Origin of the sequence: Lentzea albidocapillata (assembly GCF_000719115.1) — a bacterium.
Lineage (GTDB): Bacteria > Actinomycetota > Actinomycetes > Mycobacteriales > Pseudonocardiaceae > Lentzea > Lentzea albidocapillata.
Genome location: NZ_JOEA01000001.1, coordinates 25,426 through 47,379 on the forward strand (window position 1 = coordinate 25,426; position 21,954 = coordinate 47,379).

General features: G+C 68.8%; 23 protein-coding genes and 2 pseudogenes. 13 read left to right on the forward strand and 12 right to left on the reverse strand.

From position 1 onward, the window contains the following. Positions 1-70 precede the first annotated feature (70 nt). Genes IG04_RS0100155 through IG04_RS0100195 form a run of 9 tightly spaced genes read right to left on the reverse strand, consistent with a single transcriptional unit; the run spans position 71 to position 8,246 of the window. Entirely contained in the window at positions 71-766 is a 696-nt protein-coding gene (locus IG04_RS0100155) for a sirohydrochlorin chelatase (RefSeq protein WP_144065495.1), read from the reverse strand. Further along, a complete protein-coding gene (locus IG04_RS0100160; protein ID WP_030474405.1) occupies positions 763-1,635 on the reverse strand; it encodes an ABC transporter permease in 873 nt (290 codons plus the stop codon). The genes IG04_RS0100155 and IG04_RS0100160 overlap by 4 nt, the downstream gene beginning before the upstream one ends. Beyond that, positions 1,619-2,395 (reverse strand): ABC transporter ATP-binding protein, encoded by a 777-nt coding sequence (locus IG04_RS0100165; RefSeq protein WP_030474406.1) that lies wholly within the window; start codon positions 2,393-2,395, stop codon positions 1,619-1,621. The genes IG04_RS0100160 and IG04_RS0100165 overlap by 17 nt, the downstream gene beginning before the upstream one ends. 20 nt (positions 2,396-2,415) lie before the next feature. Continuing rightward, complete coding sequence (locus tag IG04_RS0100170) at positions 2,416-3,465, reverse strand: ABC transporter substrate-binding protein (protein ID WP_030474407.1); 1,050 nt, start codon at positions 3,463-3,465, stop codon at positions 2,416-2,418. 14 nt (positions 3,466-3,479) lie between these two features. Further along, positions 3,480-4,823 carry a sulfate adenylyltransferase subunit 1 gene (locus IG04_RS0100175; RefSeq protein ID WP_030474408.1) on the reverse strand — a complete coding sequence of 448 codons (1,344 nt, stop codon included), beginning with the start codon at positions 4,821-4,823 and terminating at the stop codon, positions 3,480-3,482. Continuing rightward, positions 4,824-5,723 (reverse strand): sulfate adenylyltransferase subunit CysD, encoded by a 900-nt coding sequence (gene cysD, locus IG04_RS0100180; RefSeq protein WP_173850001.1) that lies wholly within the window; start codon positions 5,721-5,723, stop codon positions 4,824-4,826. Further along, positions 5,720-6,415, reverse strand: coding sequence for a phosphoadenylyl-sulfate reductase (locus tag IG04_RS0100185; RefSeq protein ID WP_030474410.1), 696 nt, complete (start codon positions 6,413-6,415; stop codon positions 5,720-5,722). The genes cysD and IG04_RS0100185 overlap by 4 nt, the downstream gene beginning before the upstream one ends. Continuing rightward, positions 6,412-6,570 carry a hypothetical protein gene (locus IG04_RS0100190; RefSeq protein ID WP_030472080.1) on the reverse strand — a complete coding sequence of 53 codons (159 nt, stop codon included), beginning with the start codon at positions 6,568-6,570 and terminating at the stop codon, positions 6,412-6,414. The genes IG04_RS0100185 and IG04_RS0100190 overlap by 4 nt, the downstream gene beginning before the upstream one ends. Continuing rightward, positions 6,567-8,246 carry a nitrite/sulfite reductase gene (locus tag IG04_RS0100195; protein ID WP_030474411.1) on the reverse strand — a complete coding sequence of 560 codons (1,680 nt, stop codon included), beginning with the start codon at positions 8,244-8,246 and terminating at the stop codon, positions 6,567-6,569. Before IG04_RS0100195 ends, IG04_RS0100190 begins: the two co-directional genes overlap by 4 nt. 368 nt (positions 8,247-8,614) lie before the next feature. Between IG04_RS0100195 and hemW the strand changes: the two genes are divergently transcribed. After that, positions 8,615-9,823, forward strand: a complete 1,209-nt coding sequence (gene hemW, locus IG04_RS0100200) for a radical SAM family heme chaperone HemW (RefSeq protein WP_030474412.1) — start codon at positions 8,615-8,617, stop codon at positions 9,821-9,823. Here the strand turns inward: hemW and IG04_RS0100205 are convergent, their stop codons facing one another. Further along, positions 9,824-10,039 carry a hypothetical protein gene (locus tag IG04_RS0100205; protein ID WP_084401764.1) on the reverse strand — a complete coding sequence of 72 codons (216 nt, stop codon included), beginning with the start codon at positions 10,037-10,039 and terminating at the stop codon, positions 9,824-9,826. A gap of 125 nt (positions 10,040-10,164) precedes the next feature. On the opposite strand from IG04_RS0100205, the gene hrcA reads away from it, so the two are divergent. The 6 genes from hrcA (at position 10,165) to IG04_RS0100235 (ending at position 15,038) form a co-directional block, all read left to right on the forward strand. Next, positions 10,165-11,187, forward strand: coding sequence for a heat-inducible transcriptional repressor HrcA (gene hrcA, locus IG04_RS0100210; RefSeq protein WP_030474414.1), 1,023 nt, complete (start codon positions 10,165-10,167; stop codon positions 11,185-11,187). A 43-nt stretch (positions 11,188-11,230) separates the two neighbouring features. Continuing rightward, positions 11,231-12,379, forward strand: coding sequence for a molecular chaperone DnaJ (dnaJ, locus tag IG04_RS0100215; protein ID WP_030474415.1), 1,149 nt, complete (start codon positions 11,231-11,233; stop codon positions 12,377-12,379). Continuing rightward, on the forward strand, positions 12,376-13,107 hold the full coding sequence (locus tag IG04_RS0100220) for a 16S rRNA (uracil(1498)-N(3))-methyltransferase (protein ID WP_030474416.1): 732 nt from the start codon (positions 12,376-12,378) through the stop codon (positions 13,105-13,107). The genes dnaJ and IG04_RS0100220 overlap by 4 nt, the downstream gene beginning before the upstream one ends. A gap of 348 nt (positions 13,108-13,455) precedes the next feature. After that, the gene (locus IG04_RS0100225) at positions 13,456-14,112 is read left to right on the forward strand and encodes an alpha/beta hydrolase (RefSeq protein WP_051768530.1); all 657 of its coding nucleotides are present in this window, start codon (positions 13,456-13,458) and stop codon (positions 14,110-14,112) included. Between the two features lie 9 nt (positions 14,113-14,121). Further along, positions 14,122-14,712 (forward strand): TetR/AcrR family transcriptional regulator, encoded by a 591-nt coding sequence (locus tag IG04_RS0100230; protein WP_051768532.1) that lies wholly within the window; start codon positions 14,122-14,124, stop codon positions 14,710-14,712. A gap of 8 nt (positions 14,713-14,720) precedes the next feature. Continuing rightward, positions 14,721-15,038: a histidine triad nucleotide-binding protein gene (locus tag IG04_RS0100235; RefSeq protein ID WP_030474419.1), complete on the forward strand. Its 318-nt coding sequence runs from the start codon at positions 14,721-14,723 to the stop codon at positions 15,036-15,038. Here the strand turns inward: IG04_RS0100235 and IG04_RS0100240 are convergent. Together IG04_RS0100240 and IG04_RS0100245 are read right to left on the reverse strand one after the other, a co-directional pair. Further along, on the reverse strand, positions 15,035-15,817 hold the full coding sequence (locus IG04_RS0100240) for a GNAT family N-acetyltransferase (protein ID WP_051768535.1): 783 nt from the start codon (positions 15,815-15,817) through the stop codon (positions 15,035-15,037). The genes IG04_RS0100235 and IG04_RS0100240 overlap by 4 nt on opposite strands. Before the next feature lie 11 nt (positions 15,818-15,828). Continuing rightward, entirely contained in the window at positions 15,829-16,575 is a 747-nt protein-coding gene (locus IG04_RS0100245) for a GNAT family N-acetyltransferase (protein WP_144065494.1), read from the reverse strand. Positions 16,576-16,720: 145 nt separating this feature from the next. Between IG04_RS0100245 and IG04_RS47900 the strand changes: the two are divergent. The 6 genes and pseudogenes from IG04_RS47900 to era form a co-directional block, all read left to right on the forward strand. Then, positions 16,721-17,413, forward strand: a pseudogene (locus IG04_RS47900) (PhoH family protein); the annotation flags it as partial. 960 nt (positions 17,414-18,373) lie between these two features. After that, positions 18,374-18,730, forward strand: a pseudogene (locus IG04_RS47905) (PhoH family protein); the annotation flags it as partial. A gap of 5 nt (positions 18,731-18,735) precedes the next feature. After that, the gene (gene ybeY, locus IG04_RS0100255; RefSeq protein ID WP_030474423.1) at positions 18,736-19,281 is read left to right on the forward strand and encodes an rRNA maturation RNase YbeY; all 546 of its coding nucleotides are present in this window, start codon (positions 18,736-18,738) and stop codon (positions 19,279-19,281) included. Positions 19,282-19,285: 4 nt separating this feature from the next. Then, positions 19,286-20,575, forward strand: coding sequence for a hemolysin family protein (locus IG04_RS0100260; RefSeq protein ID WP_030474424.1), 1,290 nt, complete (start codon positions 19,286-19,288; stop codon positions 20,573-20,575). Continuing rightward, complete coding sequence (locus IG04_RS0100265) at positions 20,568-20,900, forward strand: hypothetical protein (protein WP_030474425.1); 333 nt, start codon at positions 20,568-20,570, stop codon at positions 20,898-20,900. Before IG04_RS0100260 ends, IG04_RS0100265 begins: the two co-directional genes overlap by 8 nt. Before the next feature lie 53 nt (positions 20,901-20,953). Next, on the forward strand, positions 20,954-21,850 hold the full coding sequence (gene era, locus IG04_RS0100270) for a GTPase Era (RefSeq protein WP_030474426.1): 897 nt from the start codon (positions 20,954-20,956) through the stop codon (positions 21,848-21,850). Positions 21,851-21,954: the final 104 nt, after the last annotated feature.

A 21,954-nucleotide genomic window follows, 5' to 3' on the forward strand; every position in this document is an offset into this window, starting at 1 on the left:
ATCGCAGGTGGCACCGACAGTTCCTGCTCGGGTCGTTGAACGCGATCCAAGGAATTGCTTGCGGCACAAGCTAAGCGGCCACCGTCTGACGCGCCACGGCGAAGTCGTAACGGTCGAGCACGAGCTGCGCGACCTCCACGTCGTCACCCAACGGCTGTGCCACCACGGCATCCCCAGCCAGCGAAGCGACCTTGTCCGGCAGCAACCCCGGCGCCAGGAACCACGACGCCACCGCGATCCGAGTGGCACCCTTCATCCGCAGCTTCTCGACAGCCTCGGGCACGGTAGGCGACGCGATGGAGGCGAACGCCGCCTCGACACCGGCCCATCCCGACTCGCGAGCCCACCGCCGGGCGACGCGGGCCACGGCCTCGTTCGCTGGAGCATGCGAGGACCCGGCGCCGGCCAGCACGACGCCCAAAGACCTGTCCCCGAACGAGACCCCGGCCTCGGACAGCCGGCGCAGAGCCGCCGACTCCAGCCGGGGATCCGGCCCCAGCACGTCCGTCACCACAGCGGGAACGCGGGACTCCGCAACGGCGGCCGGAACGTCGACGCGGGCGTGATAAGCCTTGCCCAGCAACAAAGGCACGACCACGGCGGGTCCGCGCAGCACGTCGCTCAACCGAGGCGCGCACAGGTCCAGGAAGCACCCGCGAACGTCCAACTCGGGCCGCAAGGACCGCACCACGTCCAACAACCCATGGATCGACGCGGCCGAACGGGGATCGCGGCTGCCGTGGGCGACAGCGACAAGAGGAATCACAGCGCCCCCGTCAGTCCACGGGCCCGCAGCACAGCGCGTTCCAACGGCCGGAACAGCAGCAGCTCGATTCCGATGCCCACCAACAGGATCAGGAAGATCGCCGCGATCACCATGTTGATGTCGTTCAACGACGAACCGTTGTGCAGGTACTGCCCGAGCCCGACGCCGAGCTGCGGCGAGGTGGCGATGATCTCCGCGGCCATCAGCGACCGCCACGAGAACGCCCAACCTTGTTTCAAACCGGCCAGGTATCCGGGCAGGGCGGCGGGAAGCAGGATGTAGCGGGCCGAAGCGAGCCGGCCGGCCCCCAGGGCACGTCCCACGCGGGGCAGCAGCGGCGGGATCTGGTCGATGCCCGCCACCAGGCCGTTCGCGATCGACGGCACCGAGCCCATCAGCACCACGAAGTAGATCGTGGACGGCGTCACGCCGAACCACAGGATCGCCGCCGGAACCCAGGCCACCGAGGGAAGTGACTGCAGGCCGGTCAGCAACGACCCGATCGCCGCGCGCACCACCCGCACCTTGGCGATCAGCAGACCCAGTGGCGTCGCGATCACGACCGCCGCGAGGAACCCGAGCACCGCGCGGTGCAGTGAGGTCCACAGGATGCCGAACGCGTCGCCGGTGGTGATCGAGCGGACGAGCTCGTTCCACACGTTGACCGGAGCGGGGAGCTGGAACTCGGGCAGCAGGGCCGAAGCCCACAACGCCTGCCACACGCCCAGAAGCAGGGCGAAGGCGATGAGGGGTGGCACGCCCGTCTTCAGGAAACGGCGCCAGACCGGCGGTCGGTGCGCCTCTACGGGCACATCGAGCGCGTCGAGGCCGGCGCCGACCTTGTCGAGCGTGTCAGGAGGCGTGGCCACTGATGACCTCTCGCAGATGGATGTTGATCTCGTCGAGGACCTCGTTCGAGGAGTCCGTGACGTCCCACTCGCGCACGACGCGGCCGGGACGTGAGGACAGCAGCACGACGCGCTGGCCGAGACGAACGGCCTCGCGCACGTCGTGCGTCACGAAGATGATCGCGGTGTTCGTGGTCTCCCAGACGCGCAGCAGTTCGCTCTGCAGCACGTCGCGCGTGATGGCGTCGAGTGCCGCGAACGGCTCGTCCATCAGCAGCAGGGCGGGAGCGCCGTCCGGGGAGACCGTGGTGGACGCCAGGGCGCGAGCCAGGGCCACGCGCTGGCGCATACCACCGGAAAGCTCGTGCGGGCGCTTGTCCGCGACGTCGCCGAGCCGCACCAGTTCCAGCAGTTCCAACGCGCGGCGCTTGCGTGCCAGGCGGCCGACACCGGCGAAACGCAGCGCCAGTTCGACGTTGCGAGCGGCGGTGAGCCACGGCATCAGAGCGGGCTCCTGGAACATCACGGCCGGGCGGGACGTGTTGAGCTGCAACGAGCCCGACGTCGCGGCGTCGAGGCCCGCGACGATGTTGAGCAGCGTGCTCTTGCCGCAGCCGGACGCGCCCAGAAGGCACACGAACTCGCCCGGCTTCACCAACAGGTCGACGCCGTCGAGTGCCACCACCGCCGAGTTGCCGTGGCCGAACACCTTGCGGACGCCGGCCAGTTCGACGGCGGTGTCCACAGTAGACAAGACAGTGGTCTCGAGCGTGGCGGTCATGGTCCGTGTCCCCTCAGAAGTTACTTCTGGTCCAGTCCGGCTGCTTGTACCTGCGGCTTGCCCTGTGCCTGGAGAACCTTGTTCAGCAACGTGAAGTCGGCGTACCCGGCGACGTTCGCGGCCTCCTTGGCCACGCCCGCCGTCACAGCGTCCTTCGCGAGCTGCGGGAAGTGCTTGGCCTGCGCGTCGGTCGTGAGCTCGATGTTGTCCCAGGCGGCGTCGAGGACCTTGTCGCCGAGCTTCTTGGACGTGAGCTTCTCCAGCGCGGCGTTCACGGACTTCTTGGCCTCGTCGGAGTTGGCATTCGCCCAGTCGATCGCGGCGACGTGCCCCTTCAGCACTGCCTCGACCGTCTCCGGGTGCTCCTGCAGGAACTTCGTCCGCACGATGACCACGGTGGTCGGGAACGCCCCGCCGTCCCACAGCGTGTTCTCGTCGAGCAGCACCTTCGCGCCCGCCTCGGCGACCAGGCGCGCCGACCACGGCTGCGGTGCCCAGGCGGCCTGGATGTCGCCCTTCTTGAACAGGTCGAGCGACGCGGCGTTCTCCACGTTCTGCACGGTGACCTGGCCGGTCAGGTTCTTCTCCGCCAGGTACTTCTTCAGCGACACGTCCTGCGTGTTCGCGAGCTGCGGCGTGGCGACGATCTTGCCCTTGAGGTCCTCGACCGAGTTGATCCCGGGCTTCACCACGAGTTGCGCGCCACCGGACGTGGCACCCGCGATGAGCTTCACGGCCTCGCCCTTGGACTTCGCGTAGGCGTTGATCGCCGGCCCCGAACCGATGTAGGCGATGTCGAGGGACTCGCCCAGCAGCGCGTTCACCTCGTCGGGGCCCGCGTTGAACGTCTGCGTCGTCAGCTTGGTACTGCCGAGCTCCTTGGTGAACAAGCCCTTCTCGACGCCGATCAGCGCGGCGGCGTGGGTCACGTTCGGGAAGTACCCGAGGCGGACCTCGGTCGCGGCGCCCTTTGACCCGACCGTGGCCGGTTCGTCGGTGACGCGGCGGCTGCAGCCGGACAGTGCTGTCAGTGCGATGAGCGCGACGGCGAGCGCGGGCTTGAGGTTCACGAGGAGGTGGCCTTTCAGGGACCGGGGGAGACGAGGGCGTGGTCGTCGGGGGTAGCGGCGCTACCCCCGGTACAGCTCTCCACGCCGTCCTCGAGCAGCGGCAGCGGAGCCCCGACCAGGCCGGCGGCGAGCGTGGAACCGTCGCTCGCGTCGATCACCAGGAAGGACCCGGTGCGCCTGCTGAAGCTGTAGTCGTCCAGCGGAACGGGCTCCGCGAGTCGCAGAGCCACCCGGCCGATCTCGTTGAGCTCCAGCGAGGCAGGGCTGTCCACACTGGACAGGTTCTGCTCGTCGAAGCGGTCGCGCAGGTCGGTGACCACCGCCTGCACGGTGCGCGTGCCGTGCTTGACGAGAACCCGGGCGCCGGGCCGCAGCGACTTCTCCGCGAGCCAGCACAGGGTCGCGTCGAGCTCGTCGGTGACGGTCGGCGCGTTGTCCGCGACGGCGATCAGGTCGCCGCGCGAGATGTCGATGTCGTCGGCCAGCAGCAGCGTGACGGACTGGCCGGCCGCCGCCTCGGTCAGTTCACCGTCGGCCGTGTCGATCTTCGTGACCGTCGAGCGACGGCCCGACGGCAGCACGACGATCTCGTCGCCCGGCTTGATCGTGCCGGCCGCGACCAGACCGGCGTAACCCCGGTAGTCGAGGTGCTCGGCGGTGCGAGGGCGGATCACGTACTGCACCGGGAAGCGGAACGGAGCGTCGTGCGGGTCGGGCTCGACCGGCACGTTCTCCAGGTGCTCCAGCAGGGTCGGGCCGGAGTACCAGGGCGTGTTCACGGACTTGTCCACGACGTTGTCGCCCGCCAGCGCGGACACCGGGATCTCGACGACCGAGTCCTCGGTGTAGCCGAGAGCCGTGGCGTGCGCCGTGAACTCCTTGGCGATGCGGGCGAACGTCACCTCGTCGTAGTCCACGAGGTCGATCTTGTTGACCGCGAGGACGAGCCGCGGCACGCCCAGCAACGCGAGAACCGCCGCGTGGCGCCGGGTCTGCTCGATGACGCCCTTGCGCGCGTCGACGAGCAGGACCGCGAGCTGCGCGGTGGAGGCGCCGGTGACGGTGTTGCGGGTGTACTGGACGTGGCCAGGGGTGTCCGCGAGCACGAACGACCGCTTGGGCGTCGCGAAGTAGCGGTACGCCACGTCGATCGTGATGCCCTGCTCGCGTTCCGAGCGCAGGCCGTCGACCAGCAGTGACAGATCCGGCGTCGCGAGACCGCGGTCGGCGCTCGCGCGGTGCACGGCGTCGAGCGTGTCCGCGAGCACGGACTTGGTGTCGTAGAGCAACCTGCCGACGAGCGTGGACTTCCCATCGTCCACGCTGCCTGCGGTAGCCAGCCTCAACAGGTCGCTCATTTAGAAGTAGCCCTCCCGCTTGCGGTCTTCCATGGCGGCCTCGGACAGCCGGTCGTCGGCCCGCGTGGCGCCGCGCTCGGTCAGTCGTGACGCGGCGACCTCGGCGATCACCGCGTGGATGTCGGCGGCGTCGGACTCGACGGCACCCGTGCAGGAGCCGTCACCGACCGTGCGGTAGCGAACTGTCTTGCGCAGCAACGTTTCGCCGTCGCGTGCCGTGCCCCACGGACCCTCGGCGAGCCACATGCCGTCGCGCAGGAACACGTCGCGCTGGTGCGAGTAGTAGATGTCCGGCAGCTCGATGCCTTCGCGCTCGATGTAGTTCCACACGTCGAGCTCGGTCCAGTTGGACAGCGGGAACACACGGACGTGCTCACCGGCGCGGTGCCGGCCGTTGTAGAGGTTCCACAGCTCCGGGCGCTGGCGCTTCGGGTCCCACTGACCGAACGCCGTGCGCAGGCTGAAGATCCGCTCCTTGGCGCGCGCCCGTTCCTCGTCCCGGCGCCCGCCGCCGAAGACCGCGTCGAACTTGTGCTGCGTGATGGAGTCCAGCAGCGGCACGGTCTGCAACGGGTTGCGCGTGCCGTCCGGGCGCTCTTCGAGGCGGCCGTCGTCGATCCAGTCCTGGACGTTCGCGACCTCCAGGCGCAGACCGTGTTGCGCGACGACGCGGTCGCGGAACTCGATGACCTCGTCGAAGTTGTGCCCGGTGTCCACGTGCAGCAACGGGAACGGCACCGGCGCCGGGTAGAACGCCTTGATCGCGAGGTGCAGCAGCAGCGTCGAGTCCTTGCCGCCGGAGAAGAGGATCACCGGCCGGTCGAACTCGCCCGCGACCTCGCGGAAGATGTGGATCGCCTCGGATTCGAGGCGTCCCAGGGTGTCCAGAGCCAGTGTCATCCGTGCAACCCACATTCAGTCTTGGACTGGCCCGCCCACCGGCCGCTGCGGGCGTCCTGCCCCGGCAACGGCTTGGCGGTGCACGGCAGGCAGCCGATGGAGGGATAACCCTCCTGCACCAACAGGTTCTCGAGGACGCCCTTCTCGCGGATGTAGGCGTTGAACTCGTCGTCGCTCCACGGCGCGATCGGGTTGATCTTCACCAGGCCGTTGCGGTCGTCCCACTGCACGATCGGCGTGTTGGCCCTGGTCGGGGCGTCCACGCGGCGCACACCGGTGACCCACGCGTCGTACTTCGCGAGCTCCCGACGCAGGGGGATCACTTTCCGCAGGTTGCAGCACTTGGCCGGATCCGACTGGTACAGCAGGCCGAACTCCGCCTCCTGGTCCGCGACGGACTGCTCGGCGGCGGCGTTGACGACGCGCACCTCCGGGTAGACGACACCGACGGCGTCACGCACGCCGATGGTCTCCGGGAAGTGGTAGCCCGTCTCCAGGAACAGCACGTCGAAGTTCGGCTTCACCTTGGCGGCGAGGTCGATCAGCACGGCGTCCTGCATGTTGGAGGCCACGATGTAGTTGTCGCCGAACGTCCGCGCGACCCACTCCAGCGCTTCCTCGGGACTTGCGTCCCTCAGTTCCTGCTCGGCCGCGTCGGCGACGATCTTGAGGTCTTCCTTGAGATCGCTCACTTCTTCACCTCCTGCGGCAGGTTGAGCCCGACGAACGAGACCTTGAAGACGCGGCGGCACCCGGTGCACAGCCACGCGTAGCTGGGTTCCTCCTGCGGCCGGAGGTCCTCGTCACCGCAGTAGGGGCAGTAGAACGGCGTCGCGCGTTCGCTCATCGCAGCGAACCCTCTTCCGCCCGGCCGACCCACTGCGCGAACCGCTCGTCGGTCTCGCGCTGGGCGACGAAGTTCCGCACGACCCGCTCGACGTACTCGGGCAGCTCGGCCGAGGTCACCTTGTGGCCGCGCAACTTCCGGCCGAACCCGGCGTCGAGGCCGAGGCCACCGCCGAGGTGCACCTGGAAGCCCTCGACCTGGTTGCCCTGCTCGTCCGTGACGATCTGGCCCTTGAGGCCGATGTCCGCGGTCTGGATGCGGGCACAGGAGTTGGGGCAGCCGTTGATGTGCACGGTGATCGGCGCCGTGACGCCGTCGACGATGTCCTTGAGGTTGGCTTCGAGCTGCGTGACGAGGTCGAGGGCGCGCGCCTTGGTCTCGACGATCGCGAGCTTGCAGAACTCGATGCCGGTGCACGCCATGATGCCCCGGCGCCACGGCGACGGGTCGACCTGCAGGCCCAGCTTGGCGAGATCGCTCTTGAGCGCCGGGATCTCGGACTCGGGCACGTCCAGCACGATGATCTTCTGCTGCGGCGTGAAACGGACGCGGCCGGAGCCGGCCCGTTCCGCGTACTTCGCGACCTCGACGAGGATCGAGCCCGAGACCCGGCCCGCGACGGGAGCGGCGCCGACGTAGAACAGGCCGTCCTTCTGCTTGTGCACGCCGATGTGGTCGAGCTGCTGGTCCAGGGTCTCCGGCGCCGGGCCGTCGATCATCTTGCGCTTGAGGTACTCGTCCTCGACGACCTGGCGGAACTTCTCCGGGCCCCAGTCGGCGACGAGGAACTTGATGCGCGCGCGGTGGCGCAGACGGCGGTAGCCGTAGTCACGGAAGACGCTGATGACGGCTTCCCACACGTCCGGCACCTCGTCGAGCGGCACCCAGGCGCCCAGGCGCTTGCCCAGCATGGGGTTCGTGGACAGGCCGCCGCCGACCCAGAGGTCGAAGCCCGGCCCGTGCTCGGGGTGGTGCACGCCGACGAACGCGATGTCGTGGATCTCGTGCGCCACGTCCTGCAGACCGGAGATGGCCGTCTTGAACTTGCGCGGCAGGTTGGAGAAGCGCGGGTCGCCGATGTAGCGCTCGAGGATCGTGTCGATCGCCGGCTGCCCGTCGATCACCTCGTCCTGCGAGATGCCCGCGACCGGCGAACCGAGGATGACGCGCGGGCTGTCGCCACACGCCTCCATCGTCGTCAGGCCGACGGCTTCGAGCTTCTGCCAGATCGTGGGAACGTCCTCGACCCGGATCCAGTGGTACTGGATGTTCTGCCGGTCGGTGATGTCCGCGGTGTCACGCGCGTAGGTCTGCGAAATCTCGCCGAGGACCGTCAACTGCTCCGTGGTGAGCGCACCGCCGTCGCTGCGGACGCGCATCATGAAGAACTCGTCGTCCAACTCCTCCGGCTCCAGCGTGGCCGTGCGGCCGCCGTCGATGCCGGGCTTGCGTTGCGTGTACAGGCCGTACCAGCGGAACCGTCCGCGCAGGTCGGCCGGGTCGATCGAGTCGAAACCGCCGTGGGCGTAGATGTTCTCGATGCGGGCGCGGACGTTGAGCGGGTTGTCGTCCTTCTTGCTCCGCTCGTTGGGGTTCAGCGGCTCTCGGTAACCGAGTGCCCACTGCCCCTCGCCGCGACGCTGCTTGGCACGCGGTGACGTCTGCGGCGTGGCCATCGCCATCCTCCGGGTTTCGAGGCGCTCAGTGCGCGTGCGAGCCCGGAGGTGCTTGTGGTGGGGGCGTCGTCAGCGCGCCGAGCGCTGACGGGAACAAATCAGCGCGCGGTCATGCCGAACGACGGCACATCGCGCTGGAGACACGACGGAAGTCGACGTGGCGGCGGGCCACGAGGCGGACTCCAGTCGAATGCATGACCTCAGTGTGCATGCCGTCCAGTGCGTGGTCCACCGCCAACCGAATGCTGGGATTGCCGAGGGGGAGTTGACATCCTGGCCTGATCTCACTCCGTAGCATTTCTGTCACCGACAGACACTTTCCCTGGTCGAACACCGCCATTTGGGCCGTGTAGGGGACACTGGGAGTCATGCCCTCCGCTTTGCCCGATGGCGAGCCCGCGCCCGCCGACGGTTCGCTTCCCCCTTCCGCTCTCGCCGGTGCCGGCTCGCGCCCCTTCGGCATCTACGTGCACGTGCCGTTCTGCGCGACCCGTTGCGGCTACTGCGACTTCAACACCTACACGCCCGGTGAGCTGGGTTCCTCCGCGTCACCGGAGTCGTGGCTGGAGGGCCTGCGCCGCGAACTGGACCTGGCCGCTTCCGTTCTCGGCACCGCTCCGTTGGCCGAAACCGTGTTCGTCGGCGGCGGTACGCCTTCTCTGCTGGGCGCCTCGGGTCTGGGTGACGTGCTGGACGCGGTGCGGCAGTCCTTCGGCCTGGCTCCCGGCGCCGAGGTGACGACGGAGTCGAACCCCGAGTCGACGTCCGTGGAGTTCTTCTCCGGTATTCGTTCGGCCGGCTACACGCGCGTGTCGCTGGGCATGCAGTCCGCGGCCCGGCACGTTCTCGCTGTGCTGGACCGCAAGCACACGCCCGGCCGTCCCGGCGAGGCCGCGCTGGAGGCCCGCGCGGCCGGGTTCGAGCACGTGAACCTCGACCTCATCTATGGCACACCGGGGGAACGACCCTCGGATCTGGCCGAATCCCTCGACGCCGTGCTGGCCGCAGGCGTCGACCACGTGTCCGCCTACGCGTTGATCGTGGAGGACGGCACCGGCCTCGCCCGCCGCATCCGCCGCGGCGATCTGCCCATGCCGGACGACGACGTGCTGGCCTCGTCGTACGAGATGGTCGACTCGGTACTGAGCGGCGCCGGTTTCTCCTGGTACGAGGTGTCGAACTGGGCGACCTCTGCCGAGGCGCAGTGCCGCCACAACGTCCTGTACTGGAAGGGCGCCGACTGGTGGGGCTTCGGCCCCGGCGCGCACAGCCACGTGGGCGGCGTGCGCTTCTGGAACGTGAAGCACCCTGCCCGCTACTCGTCCCTGCTGGCCGAGGGCAAGTCACCCGCCGCAGGCCGCGAGACGCTGTCGGCCGAGGACCAGCGCGTCGAACGGGTGCTGCTGGAACTGCGCCTCTCCGAAGGCCTGCCGATGGACGTGCTGGACGACGCCGGCCGCGAGGAGGCGAAGCAGGCGATCGCCGACGGGTTGCTCGAACCGCACGACGACCGCTGCGTGCTGACCGACCGCGGCCGCCTGCTGGCCGACGCCGTCGTCAGGCGCCTGCTGCCCTGATCACCTCGCGCGCAGGTCGTGCTGGCTGTGCACCTCGGTGAGCACCCACCCGCCCTTGCGGTATGTCACCGTGCCCCACCACAACCCGTCCGCCCGGCGGGCCTCCTCCCAGACCACGGTGCCCTCCCACCACTCGTCCTCGCTGTGGACCAGGCACGCTCTCCCCGGCGCGGGACCTTCCTCCTCCGGTGGCCGCAGCCACACCACGTTGCCCACGTTTGGACCCTAGCGACGGGCACCGACAAAAACCGGAGCCCGGATCGAGCACGACTTCAGAGCGCGCACCGAGCAGGAAACGGGCTGGGTAAACTCGGGAGCAATGGACACGGAGGTGAACAGCGGTGAACGCCGATGAGCGTCGGTTCGAGGTGCTGCGCGCCATCGTTGCCGACTACGTGTCCAACCAGGAGCCCGTGGGGTCGAAAGCCCTGGTCGACCGGCACAACCTGGGTGTCTCGAGCGCGACCGTGCGCAACGACATGGCCGCGCTGGAGGACGAGGGCTACATCGCCCAGCCGCACACCAGCGCGGGGCGCGTGCCAACGGACAAGGGCTACCGGCTCTTCGTCGACAAGCTGAGCGAGATCAAGCCGCTCTCGCAGGCCGAGAAGCGGGCCATCCGCAGCTTCCTCGACGGCGCGATCGACCTCGACGACGTGATGCGCCGCAGTGTGCGGTTGCTCGCGCAGCTGACCAGGCAGGTGGCGGTGATCCAGGTGCCGACGCTGTCCCGCGCGGCCGTGCGCCACCTGGAGGTGCTGCCGATCACGCCGTCGCGGCTGATGCTGGTGCTCATCACCGACACCGGCCGCGTCGACCAGCGCATCGTCGAGCTCGGGGACGTGATCAGCGAGGCGCACACGGCCCAGTTGCGCGGCGTGCTGAACCAGGCGATGGCGGGGCAGCGGCTGGCCGAGGCGAGTGCCAAGGTCGCCGAGCTGCCCGACGAGGTTCCGCCGAACCTGCGCGATCCGATGCTGCGAGTCGCTACTGTGCTCATCGAGACGCTGGTGGAGCACCCCGAGGAACGGCTGGTGCTCGGCGGTACCGCGAACCTCACGCGCAGCATCACCGACTTCCCGGGCTCGCTGCGGCAGGTGCTGGAAGCGCTGGAGGAGCAGGTCGTCGTGCTCAAGCTGCTCGCCGCCTCCCGCGACCCCGGTCGCGTGCTGGTGCGCATCGGCGAGGAGAACGAGGCCGCTGAGATGCGCAGCACTTCCGTGGTGTCCATCGGCTACGGCAGCCGTGACAATCCACTCGGGGGCCTCGGCGTCGTCGGACCGACGCGCATGGACTACCCCGGGACCATGGCCGCCGTACGCGCGGTCGCCAACTATGTCGGTGAGATCCTGACCGGTCGTTGACCAGAAACGTCTTGCACTTGAGATGAACACGAAAGCGAACAAGGTGGCCAGGGATTACTACGGCATCCTCGGTGTCTCGCAGAACGCGACACAGGATGAGATCAAGCGCGCCTATCGCAAGCTCGCCAGGCAGCTGCACCCGGACGTCAATCCCAACGAGGAGGCCCGCTTCAAGGAGGTGACGGCCGCCTACGAGGTGTTGTCGAACCCCGAGAAGCGCCGCGTCGTCGACCTGGGAGGCGACCCGCTCGACTCGGGCGGCGGTGGCCGCGCGGGTGGTGACCCGTTCGCGGGTTTCGGCCTCGGCGACATCATGGACGCCTTCTTCGGCGCCACGCCCGGCGGTGGCCGGGGGCCGCGCAGCCGCGTGCAGCCCGGCTCCGACGCGCTGATCCGGCTCGACATGACGCTGGAGGAGTGCGCGGCGGGCGCCACCCGTGAGCTGACCGTCGACACGGCGATCCTGTGCGACCGCTGCCACGGCGCCGGCACCCAGAACAACTCCAAGCCCGTCCAGTGCGACACCTGCCACGGCCGCGGCGAGGTCCAGTCGGTGCAGCGCTCGTTCCTCGGGCAGGTCGTCACGTCGCGCCCGTGCCCGGTGTGCCGCGGCTTCGGCGAGGTCATCCCGGACCCGTGCCAGCAGTGCGCCGGTGACGGCCGCACGCGGTCGCGCCGCACGATCTCCGTGAACATCCCCGCGGGTGTCGCCGAGGGCATGCGCGTGCGCCTCGCGGGCCAGGGCGAGGTCGGCCCCGGCGGTGGCCCGGCCGGCGACCTCTACGTCGAGGTCGAGGAGCACCCGCACGAGATCTTCGAACGCGACGGCGCCGACCTGCACTGCATCGTCCAGATCCCGATGACGACGGCCGCCCTGGGCGCCACGTTGCCGTTGAAGACCCTGGACGGCGAGGAAGAGCTGCAGATCGACCCCGGCACGCAGCCGGGCACGCAGCTCGTCATGACCGGCCGCGGCATGCCGAAGCTGCGTTCCACCGGCCGTGTCGACGGTCGCGGCGACCTGCACGTGCACCTCGAGGTGGTCGTGCCGACCAAGCTCGACGCCGCGCAGTCCTCGTTGCTGCGCGACCTGGCCGAGATGCGGGGCGAGAGCGAGCCCTCCCTGTCCCACAACGGCAAGGGCGGCGGCGGGCTGTTCGCCCGCCTGCGCTCCTCACGCGGCCACCGGTGACCCTGCCGGTCTTCCTCGTCGAGGCGTTGCCCTCCGGCGAGGAGTTCGTGCTCGACGGCCCGGAAGGCCGGCACGCCGCCACCGTGAAGAGGTTGCGCGCGGGCGAGGAACTCGTGCTGTCGGACGGGTCCGGTGCCCAGGTGCGCTGTTCCGTGGTGGCGGTGGAGAAGGACGCCCTGGCGTTGCGCGTGGTCGAGCGCTGGGTGGAGCCCGAACCGGCCCCGCGCGTCGTGCTCGCCCAGGCCCTGGTGAAGGGCGACCGCGGTGAGCTGGCGGTCGAGCTGGCCACCGAGGCCGGCGTGGACGGCGTGGTGCCGTGGCGCGCGGCCCGATGCGTGGCGAAGTGGGAAGACGGCCCGCGCGGTGCGAAAGCGTTGGGGCGTTGGCGATCCACGGTCCGTGAGGCGGCCAAGCAGGCCCGTCGTGCGCGAGTGCCGTTCGTCGATGAACCCGTGAGCACGAATCAGCTTTCTCATCGCGTGTCGTCGTCGGCGCTCACTCTCGTGTTGCACGAAAGTGCCACCGAACGGCTTGCGGACGTTCCGTTGCCCGATTCGGGTGACGTGCTACTTGTAGTGGGCCCCGAGGGTGGAATCACGCCCGAGGAACTCGACACGTTGCGATCTTCGGGTGCGCGGATCGTCCGATTGGGTCCAACCGTTCTGCGTGCATCTACAGCTGCGGCGGTTGCTCTTGGTGCCATTGGGGTACGTACTACAAGGTGGTGACCCCGATCACTCCGAAGATGAACATCGGATGGATTGGCTTGACGCAAGTTGTAGCGAACCGCAGGCGGTTGGGGTTACCCTTGTTCGCAGAGGGGCCGATTGGTCTATCCGGAAACGGAGTAGACGATTAGCCTTTCTGACCAAAAGACTCGCCGGACACCTCCCCCCTCGGTCCGGCGTCGGCGCCTCGCGGCGAAGCGACCCCCAGGCTTCGGACCGCGAGGCGCCCCTTTTGGTTTCAGGTGTCTTTGTGCGCTCTGCTCGGGCCGTCTGGCCTGCGGGTTCGTCACTCCCTATCGAACCGGCGCGCTTCTCGGCGAATTCTTGTCGTTCACGTAAGTTCTGCGTGTGCAGCGAATTGCTTACGGTGACCATCCCAGTCAGTTCGGCGAGCTTTACGTTCCCGAGACCGCGACTCAGGGTGCCGTTGTCGTCATTCACGGTGGTTTTTGGCACCAGCGCTACGGCCTCGAACTCGGCCGCCCTCTCGCGGACGTGCTCGTCGCGGAAGGATTTGTCGTCTGGAACATCGAATACCGGCGGGTGAGCGGCGGCGGTGGGTGGCCGCAGACGGGTGAGGACGTGCTCGCCGCGATCAACGCCGTCGACATCGGGCCCGTCGTGACGCTCGGGCACAGCGCCGGAGGCCACCTCGCCGTGTGGGCGGCCAGGCACAGCGCGCGAGTGGTCGGAGCGGTCGCCCAGGCGGCGGTGCTGGACTTCACCAGGCACATCACGCCGCGGGCGCTGGAACTGTGCACCGAGGAACAGTTCGCGGAGGCCTCGCCGGCCGCGCTGATCCCCATCGGCAAGCCGGTGGTGTGCGTGCACGGTGACCAGGACGAGGACGTCCCGGTCGAGCAGTCGATCGAGTTCTGCGCCGCCGAGCCGCAGGCGGAACTCGTCGTGGTGCAGGGGGCAGGGCACATGGACATGATCACGCCGGGCACCGAGTCGTGGGAGAGGTGCCGCGCGGCTGTCGTTCGGCTCGCGCACGACTGCTAGAAAGGGCCGGTGCCGAAGGTTGTCGACCATGAGCAACGCCGCCGCGAACTCGCTGAGGCAGTGTGGCGCATCGTGCGGCGGGACGGGATAGACCACGCGTCCGTGCGCGCCGTCGCCGCCGAGTCCGGCTGGTCGAGCGGGTCGCTGCGCCACTACTTTCCGACGCAGGACGCGCTGCTGGGGTTCGCGATGGAGCTCGCGTACCGGCGGTTCATCGCGCGGTTGGAAAAGATCGACACCACCGCCGGCAACCGCGAGGTGCTGCGCTCCTTCGCGCACGAGATGCTGGCGATGGACGACGACCGCCGGGTCGAGGCCGCGGTGCTGCTGTCGTTCCTGCCCCGGGCGATGGTCGAGCCGTCGTTGCACGAGCTGGAACGCATCGGCACACGCGAGTTGTACGGCGAGATCGCGCGTGTTCTCGTTGCGGCGCAAGAAGCCGGTGAGCTGCGGGATGGCGTCGTGCCGATGAAGGCCGCGCGGCGGTTCATCGTGCTGATCGACGGGCTCAACATCCACCACGGGCTCGGCCCCGACGAGCTCACGGTCGCCGACATGGTCGAGGCCGTCGACGAGCAGCTGGACCGGCTGTTCGTTTAGCTTGGGGTATGTCCTGTTTGTTCTGCCGGATCGCCGACGGTGAGATTCCCGCGACGATCGTGCACGAGACCAAGACGACGCTCGCGTTCCGCGACATCCAGCCCAAGGCGCCCGTGCACGTGCTGCTCATCCCGCGCGAGCACGTGCCGAACGCCGTCGACCTGAACGGCGACCAGCTCGGCGACCTCTTCGCCGCCGCGAAGGAGGTCGCCGACGCCGAGGGAGTGGCCGAGTCGGGCTACCGGCTGCTCTTCAACACCGGGCCGGACAGCGGACAGGAGGTCTTCCACGCCCACCTGCACCTGCTGGGCGGCCGCCGTCTTTAGCCCAGCGCCTGCAGCAGGGGAGCGTGGTAGCGGGTGCGGTCACCCGGCAGGTGCTCGGCACCGCGGACCATCCAGGTGGCCTCGCCCCACGACTCCAGGCCGTGCTCGCGCACGAACGCGATGACCTCGGGGTCGTGCACGTCGACGCGCACGCTGGGATCACCGGCGGCGCAGTCGGCGATGAGCGCGCACGCGTCGGCGGCGGAGTCCGCGATCACCGGGCCGATCAGCTTCCGGCCCTCGCGCACCTGCCACGAGCCCGCGACGCCGTGCTCGGAGATCCGGACCGTGCCCATCCTGAGCAGCGACTCCCACAGGTACGGCCGGGTGAGGCCGGTGACCTTGGTGTCGAGCGCGACGAGGTCGTCGAGGTCGGCTGCGGTCGCGATATGCGATATATCGGATGCCGGTCCGGTGAACGTCCCGGCGTGGATGTCGGTGAAGCCGACGGCGCGGAAACCCATCTGCTCGTAGAGCGGGCGGCCCATCGACGTCGCGAACAACGTCGAGACATCCGTATCCAATACATGGGATACCAGCCGCCGGGCGTGGCCTTGGCGCGCGGCGCGTTCGGCGACCAGCACCATGCTGACCGACGCCAGCTCCGGATAGCGCGTCAGGATCGTCGTGCCGACGAGGCCCTGCTCGTCGAACAGTCCCCAGCCCTCGCCGTACGTGAGCAGGAACTCCCACTTGCTCTCCTCGCGCGGCCACGACCGGCTTTCCGCCAGGTCGGAGCACGCGGGGATGTCGTCCAAGGTCAGTCGTCGCAGTTCCACAGGTTCCCCAGTCATCCCAGCGCGAGCGACGCGGGCGCGAAGTACCGCCCACGGTCGCCGCCGACGTCATCGACGCCGTGCACCATCAGTGCGCAGCCTCCGCGCACCTCGTAGCCCTTGCCCAACAGGAACGCCGCCACCTCCGGGTCGCTCACGTCGACGCGGGACGGCCCGGCGCCGGCGGCCACGTCAGCGATGATCTCGCACGCCGCAGCCGCGTTCGGTGCTACGAGCGGACCGATGACCAACGTCTCACCCATGCGCCGCGTGCAGACGAAGCCGTCCTCCCCGATGTGGGGTGTGTAGACCGATGACGGACCGAACACGTGCATCCAGAACGCCTCTCGCGTGAACCCGCTCGCCGCCCGGTCCAGCGCCACCACCGAGGGCAGATCGCCTGACGTCGCCGGCCGCGTCACGCCGGCAGCCGCGCCCATGATCTCGCCGTGGTACGCCAACGCACGCCCGACCGAGTGAAAGCCGAGCCGTTCGTACAGCGGCTCACCCATCGTGGTCGCGTACAGCACCGAAGGACCCATATCCAATATATTGGATATCAGTGCGCCCGCAATGCCCCTGCGTTCCGCCCACGAACCGACCAGCACGCCGCTGATCGCCTGCATCTCGGGATACGGCGTGACCAGAGTCGTGCCGAGCAGCCCGGTCTCGTCGAAGGCGCCGAAGCCCGGACCGAGGGACAGCAGCATCTCCCACTGCGCGGGCGTCCAGCTCCAACCCCGGTCCGTCACGAGTTTCATGCACTCGGGTACGTCCTCGACACCAAGCCTCCGGATCTCCACGGTTCATGAGCACACACCGTGAGCAAAGCGGTAGCCACCCATTTTCGGCCGGACTAGCATCGACGGCACCAGATCCGAGCGACAGGAAGCAGGCCGGGGCCACGTGGCCGAGGAAAACCAGCAGAACAACAAGGAAGGTCAGTCCCGGTTCGCCGTGCCGGAAGGTGCGGTGCTCACGCTGCTCGGGTCGCGCGACGAGAACCTCCGGCTCGCGGAGGAACTGCTCGACGCCGACGTGCACGTGCGCGGGAACGAGATCACCTTGTCCGGCGACCCCGCCGACGTGGCCTTCGCCGAACGCGTCTTCTCCGAGCTCATCACCCTCGCGGGCCGCGGGCAGGCCATCGACCAGAACGCCGTCCGCCGCATCGTCGCGATGCTCAGCGCGAACGAGGCCGAGTCGCCCGCCGAGGTCCTGAGCCTCGACATCATCAGCCGCCGCGGCCGCACCATCAGGCCGAAGACGCTGAACCAGAAGCACTACGTCGACGCGATCGACAAGAACACGATCGTGTTCGGCATCGGCCCCGCCGGCACCGGCAAGACGTACCTCGCCATGGCCAAGGCCGTGCAGGCGCTGCAGGCCAAGCAGGTCAACCGGATCATCCTCACCCGCCCGGCCGTCGAGGCCGGCGAGCGCCTGGGCTACCTGCCGGGCACGCTCTACGAGAAGATCGACCCGTACCTGCGGCCCCTCTACGACGCGCTGCACGACATGGTCGACCCGGAGTCGATCCCGCGCCTCACGCAGGCGGGCACGATCGAGGTCGCACCCCTCGCATACATGCGTGGCCGCGCGCAGCCGATCTTCACGCCGGTGCTGACCCCGGAGGGCTATCGCCCGATCGGATCGCTGCAGGTCGGTGACCTGGTCATCGGCTCCAACGGCGAGCCGACCCCCGTGCTGGGCGTCTACCCGCAGGGTGAGAAGGACGTCTACCGCGTCACGGCGCAGGACGGTTCGTCGACGCTCGCGTGCGGTGAGCACCTCTGGACGGTTCGAACGGCTGCTGATCGTCGCCGTGACAAGCCGTGGCGAGTGCTCGAGACCAGGGAGATGATCGGCAACCTGCGGGCCGCACACGCCCGCCGGTACGAGCTTCCGCTCCTCAGCGCACCGGTGTGCCTGCCGGAACGCGAAGTGCCGATGGACGCGTACGCGCTCGGCCTGCTGCTGGGCGACGGATGCATCACCGGCTCGACGACGCCGTCGTTCGCCGCAGATGTGGCGCAGGAGACGCGGTCAGGTGCCAGCTCTGACGTTGCCACGCTGGAGAAGTCCCGCAGCGACGTCGTACGTGCGCTCGGGGGCGATGACACGGGCATCGACTTCGTTCCGGAGCTGTACCTGCACAACAGCGCTGACGTGCGGCTCGGCGTGCTTCAGGGCTTGCTGGACACCCAAGGCGAGCCGCACCTCCAGGCGGGCCGATCCTGCCGGATTCACTACACGGCTTCTTCGCAACAGCTGAGTGCCGACGTCGTCGACCTTGTTCGTTCGCTCGGTGGTGTCGCCTTCGCGGATGTCCGCGACGGTCGCCACGACGCGTACGTCCTCGACATCAGGCTGCCCGAGGGCGTCGAGCCGTTCCGGCTCAAGCGCAAGCGGGAGAAGTACCACGCCGCCGGTGGCGGCGGGCGTCCGATGCGGTTCATCGACAGCATCGAGCCCGCGGGTCGTACGGAGACGGTGTGCATCCAGGTGGCGGCGCAGGACTCCCTGTACGTCACCGAGGACTATCTGCTGACGCACAACACGCTCAACGACGCGTTCATCATCCTCGACGAGGCGCAGAACACCACGCCCGAGCAGATGAAGATGTTCCTCACCCGCCTCGGCTTCGGCTCCAAGGTGGTCGTCACGGGTGACGTCACCCAGGTCGACCTCCCCGGTGGCCAGCGCAGCGGCCTGCGGGTCGTCAGGGAGATCCTCGACGGTGTCGACGACGTGCACTTCTCGGTGCTGACCAGCCAGGACGTGGTGCGCCACCGCCTGGTCGGCGACATCGTCGACGCGTACGACAAGTGGCAGGTCCAGCAGGACGCCGTCGACCAGAACGGGCAACACCACGGACCCGGTGCACGCCGGGGGAACCAGCGGCGAGGACGATAGGCGCTGTGAGCATCGAGATCGCCAACGAGTCGGGTGTCGGAGTCGACGAGGGTTCCATCGTCTCCGCCGCCCGCTTCGCGCTGGACCGCATGGGCGTGAGCCCGCTGGCCGAACTGTCCGTCCTGCTCGTGGAGCTGGACGTGATGGCAGACCTGCACGAGCGCTGGATGGACCTGCCGGGTCCTACGGACGTCATGGCCTTCCCCATGGACGAGCTGGACTCCGCGCGCCGCCCCGACGCCGCGGGCCTCGGTCCCGCGCTGCTCGGGGACATCGTGCTGTGCCCCGCGTTCGCCAAGGACCAGGCCAAGAAGGCGGGCCACGGCCTGCTGGACGAGCTGCACCTGCTGACCGTGCACGGCGTGCTGCACCTGCTCGGCTACGACCACGCCGAGCCTGCCGAGGAACGTGAGATGTTCACGTTGCAGAACCGCATCCTCGGCGACTTCCGCACCGCGCGTGACGAGGCCGAACGGGCCGCGCACCAGCGCAGCACCGACGACAAGGTGCTCGGCGCGGTCGGCCTGGACGAGAAGAACGAAGAAGCCTGACGCGATGAGCGCCAACCCTGCCAGTGTGATCGTGCTGGCCGTTTTGCTCGTGCTTGCCGCAGGCCTGTTCGCGTGTGTGGATGCCGCTCTCGGCACCGTGTCACGCGCACGGGTGGAGGCCCTGCAACGGCAGGGTCGCTGGGGCACCGGGCAGTTGCTGAACGTCCTCAACGACCGGCCACGGCACGTCAACCTGTTGTTGCTGCTGCGCCTGGCCTGCGAGATGTCGGCGGCGGTGCTGGTCACGACGGTGTTCCTCGACTACGTGGCACAGGACTGGCTCGCCGTCCTGTACTCGTGCCTGAGCATGCTCGTCGTGTCGTATGTCCTCGTCGGCGTCGGACCGCGCACCATCGGCCGTCAGCACTCGTACGGCGTGAGCCTGCTCGCCGCGGGCACCGTCCGGCAGCTCGGGCGCGTGCTCGGGCCGCTGTCCAAGCTGCTGATCCTCGTCGGTAACGCCATCACGCCCGGTAAGGGCTTCCGTGAGGGTCCGTTCAGCTCCGAGGTCGAGCTGCGCGAGCTCGTCGACATGGCGCAGGAACGCGGCGTCGTGGACGAGGGCGAGCGCGAGATGATCCACTCGGTGTTCGAGCTGGGTGACACCATCACGCGCGAGATCATGGTGCCGCGCACCGAGATCGTGTGGATCGAGCAGTCGAAGTCGTTGCGGCAGGCGCTCGCGCTGTCGTTGCGCACGGGCTACACCCGCGTCCCGGTGATCGGCGAGAGCGTCGACGACGTGCTCGGCGTGGTGAACCTCAAGGACCTGATGCGGGCCACGCTCGCCGAGGACGAGGACCCGAAGAGCGTCGCCGAGCTGATGCGCCCGATGAGCTTCATCCCGGACTCGAAGCCCATCGCGGACCTGCTGCGCGAGATGCAGGTGTCGCGCCGGCACATGGCGATCGTCGTGGACGAGTACGGCGGCACCGCGGGCCTGCTGACCATCGAGGACATCCTCGAGGAGATCGTCGGCGAGATCACCGACGAGTCCGACACCGACGACCGCCCGCCGGTCGAGCACCTGGAGGACGGCGCGGTGCGGGTCAGCGCGCGCCTGCCGGTGGACGACCTCGACGCGTTGTTCGGCACCGAGCTCGACGACCACGAGGTCGAGACCGTCGGCGGCCTGCTCGCGCAACGGCTCGGGCGCGTGCCGCTGCCCGGCACCGAGGCGGAGATCGCCGGCCTGCGCATGCGGGCCGAGGGCGGCAAGGACGAACGCGGCCGCATTCGCGTCACCACCGTGCTCGTACGCCCCGTGCAGAAGGAGAACGATGACGATGCCTGACGTCGACCCCGAGAACGCGAAGCTCATCACGCTGGCGCGGTCCGTCCGAGCGCGCAACGGCGCCGAGGAGGGAGCGGCGGTGCGGGACCTCGACGGCCGCACCTACAACGCCTCCACGGTCTCGTTGCCGTCGCTGAAGCTCACCGCGCTGCAGGCGGCGATCGCGGCAGCCGTGTCGAGCGGTGCCGAGGGGCTGGAGGCGGCGGCGGTCGTCACCGAGTCGAACCGGGTGGACGGGGAGTCGCTCGCGGCCGTGCGGGACCTCACGCCCACCGGCCCGGTGCTTCTCGCGAACCTCTCAGGCGAACTGCGCAAGCAGTTCTAGGTGGTCGGAAGGCCCCGCGAACGGCCAGAACGAGCTAGAGGGACAATGGACGGATGGATGGTTACCGCTCCGGGTTCGCGTGCTTCGTCGGCCGCCCGAACGCAGGGAAGTCGACGCTGACGAACGCGCTGGTGGGCACGAAGGTCGCCATCACGTCCAGCAAGCCGCAGACCACCCGGCACACGATCCGCGGCATCGTGCACCGCGAGGACGGCCAGCTCGTGCTGGTCGACACGCCTGGTCTGCACCGGCCGCGCACGTTGCTCGGCCAGCGGCTCAACGACCTGGTGCGCGAGACGTGGTCGGAGGTCGACGTCGTCGGCTTCTGCGTGCCCGCGGACCAGAAGGTCGGCCCCGGTGACAAGTTCATCGCCGCCGAGCTGGAGAAGGTCGCCAAGCGCACGCCCGTGCTCGGCATCGTCACCAAGACGGACCTGGTGTCGCAGCAGCAGGTGATGGAGCAGTTGCTCGCGCTGCAGAAGATCATGGAGTTCGCCGAGATCATCCCGGTGTCCGCGGTGGACGGCTTCCAGGTCGACACGCTGAGCGACCTGCTGCTGAAGAAGCTGCCGGAGGGCCCGCAGCTGTTCCCGGACGGCGACCTGACCGACGAGCCGGAGCAGACGCTGGTCGCCGAGCTGATCCGCGAGGCCGCGCTGGAGGGTGTGCGCGACGAGCTGCCGCACTCCATCGCCGTGGTGGTCGAGGAGATGCAGCCGCGTGAGGGCCGCAACGACCTGATCGACATCCACGCGTTCGTGTTCGTGGAACGGTCGTCGCAGAAGGCGATCATCCTGGGACATCGGGGCGAGCGGCTCAAGCAGGTCGGCATGGAGGCTCGCAAGCAGATCGAGGGTCTGCTGGGCAGCCGGGTGTACCTGAACCTGCACATCAAGATCGCCAAGGACTGGCAGCGCGATCCGAAACAGTTGCGCCGCCTGGGTTTTTAGTGCCGTGACCTCCAGTCTTCACCGCGTCTTCCGGCGCCCAGCAGGCCACCTCACGGCACCGCCCCCGCGCCCCCATATGCCCGATATGAGGGCGCGGGGCCGGC

What these genes read in the sequence shown, in the direction of transcription:
- IG04_RS0100165 (WP_030474406.1), bottom strand. Translation starts at nt 2,395, where the DNA reads ATGACCGCCACGCTCGAGACCACTGTCTTGTCTACTGTGGACACCGCC.
- IG04_RS0100175 (WP_030474408.1), bottom strand. Translation starts at nt 4,823, where the DNA reads ATGAGCGACCTGTTGAGGCTGGCTACCGCAGGCAGCGTGGACGATGGG.
- cysD (WP_173850001.1), bottom strand. Translation starts at nt 5,723, where the DNA reads ATGACACTGGCTCTGGACACCCTGGGACGCCTCGAATCCGAGGCGATC.
- IG04_RS0100190 (WP_030472080.1), bottom strand. Translation starts at nt 6,570, where the DNA reads ATGAGCGAACGCGCGACGCCGTTCTACTGCCCCTACTGCGGTGACGAG.
- IG04_RS0100195 (WP_030474411.1), bottom strand. Translation starts at nt 8,246, where the DNA reads ATGGCCACGCCGCAGACGTCACCGCGTGCCAAGCAGCGTCGCGGCGAG.
- hemW (WP_030474412.1), top strand. Translation starts at nt 8,615, where the DNA reads ATGCCCTCCGCTTTGCCCGATGGCGAGCCCGCGCCCGCCGACGGTTCG.
- IG04_RS0100235 (WP_030474419.1), top strand. Translation starts at nt 14,721, where the DNA reads ATGTCCTGTTTGTTCTGCCGGATCGCCGACGGTGAGATTCCCGCGACG.
- IG04_RS0100245 (WP_144065494.1), bottom strand. Translation starts at nt 16,575, where the DNA reads ATGAAACTCGTGACGGACCGGGGTTGGAGCTGGACGCCCGCGCAGTGG.
- IG04_RS0100260 (WP_030474424.1), top strand. Translation starts at nt 19,286, where the DNA reads ATGAGCGCCAACCCTGCCAGTGTGATCGTGCTGGCCGTTTTGCTCGTG.
- IG04_RS0100265 (WP_030474425.1), top strand. Translation starts at nt 20,568, where the DNA reads ATGCCTGACGTCGACCCCGAGAACGCGAAGCTCATCACGCTGGCGCGG.
- era (WP_030474426.1), top strand. Translation starts at nt 20,954, where the DNA reads ATGGATGGTTACCGCTCCGGGTTCGCGTGCTTCGTCGGCCGCCCGAAC.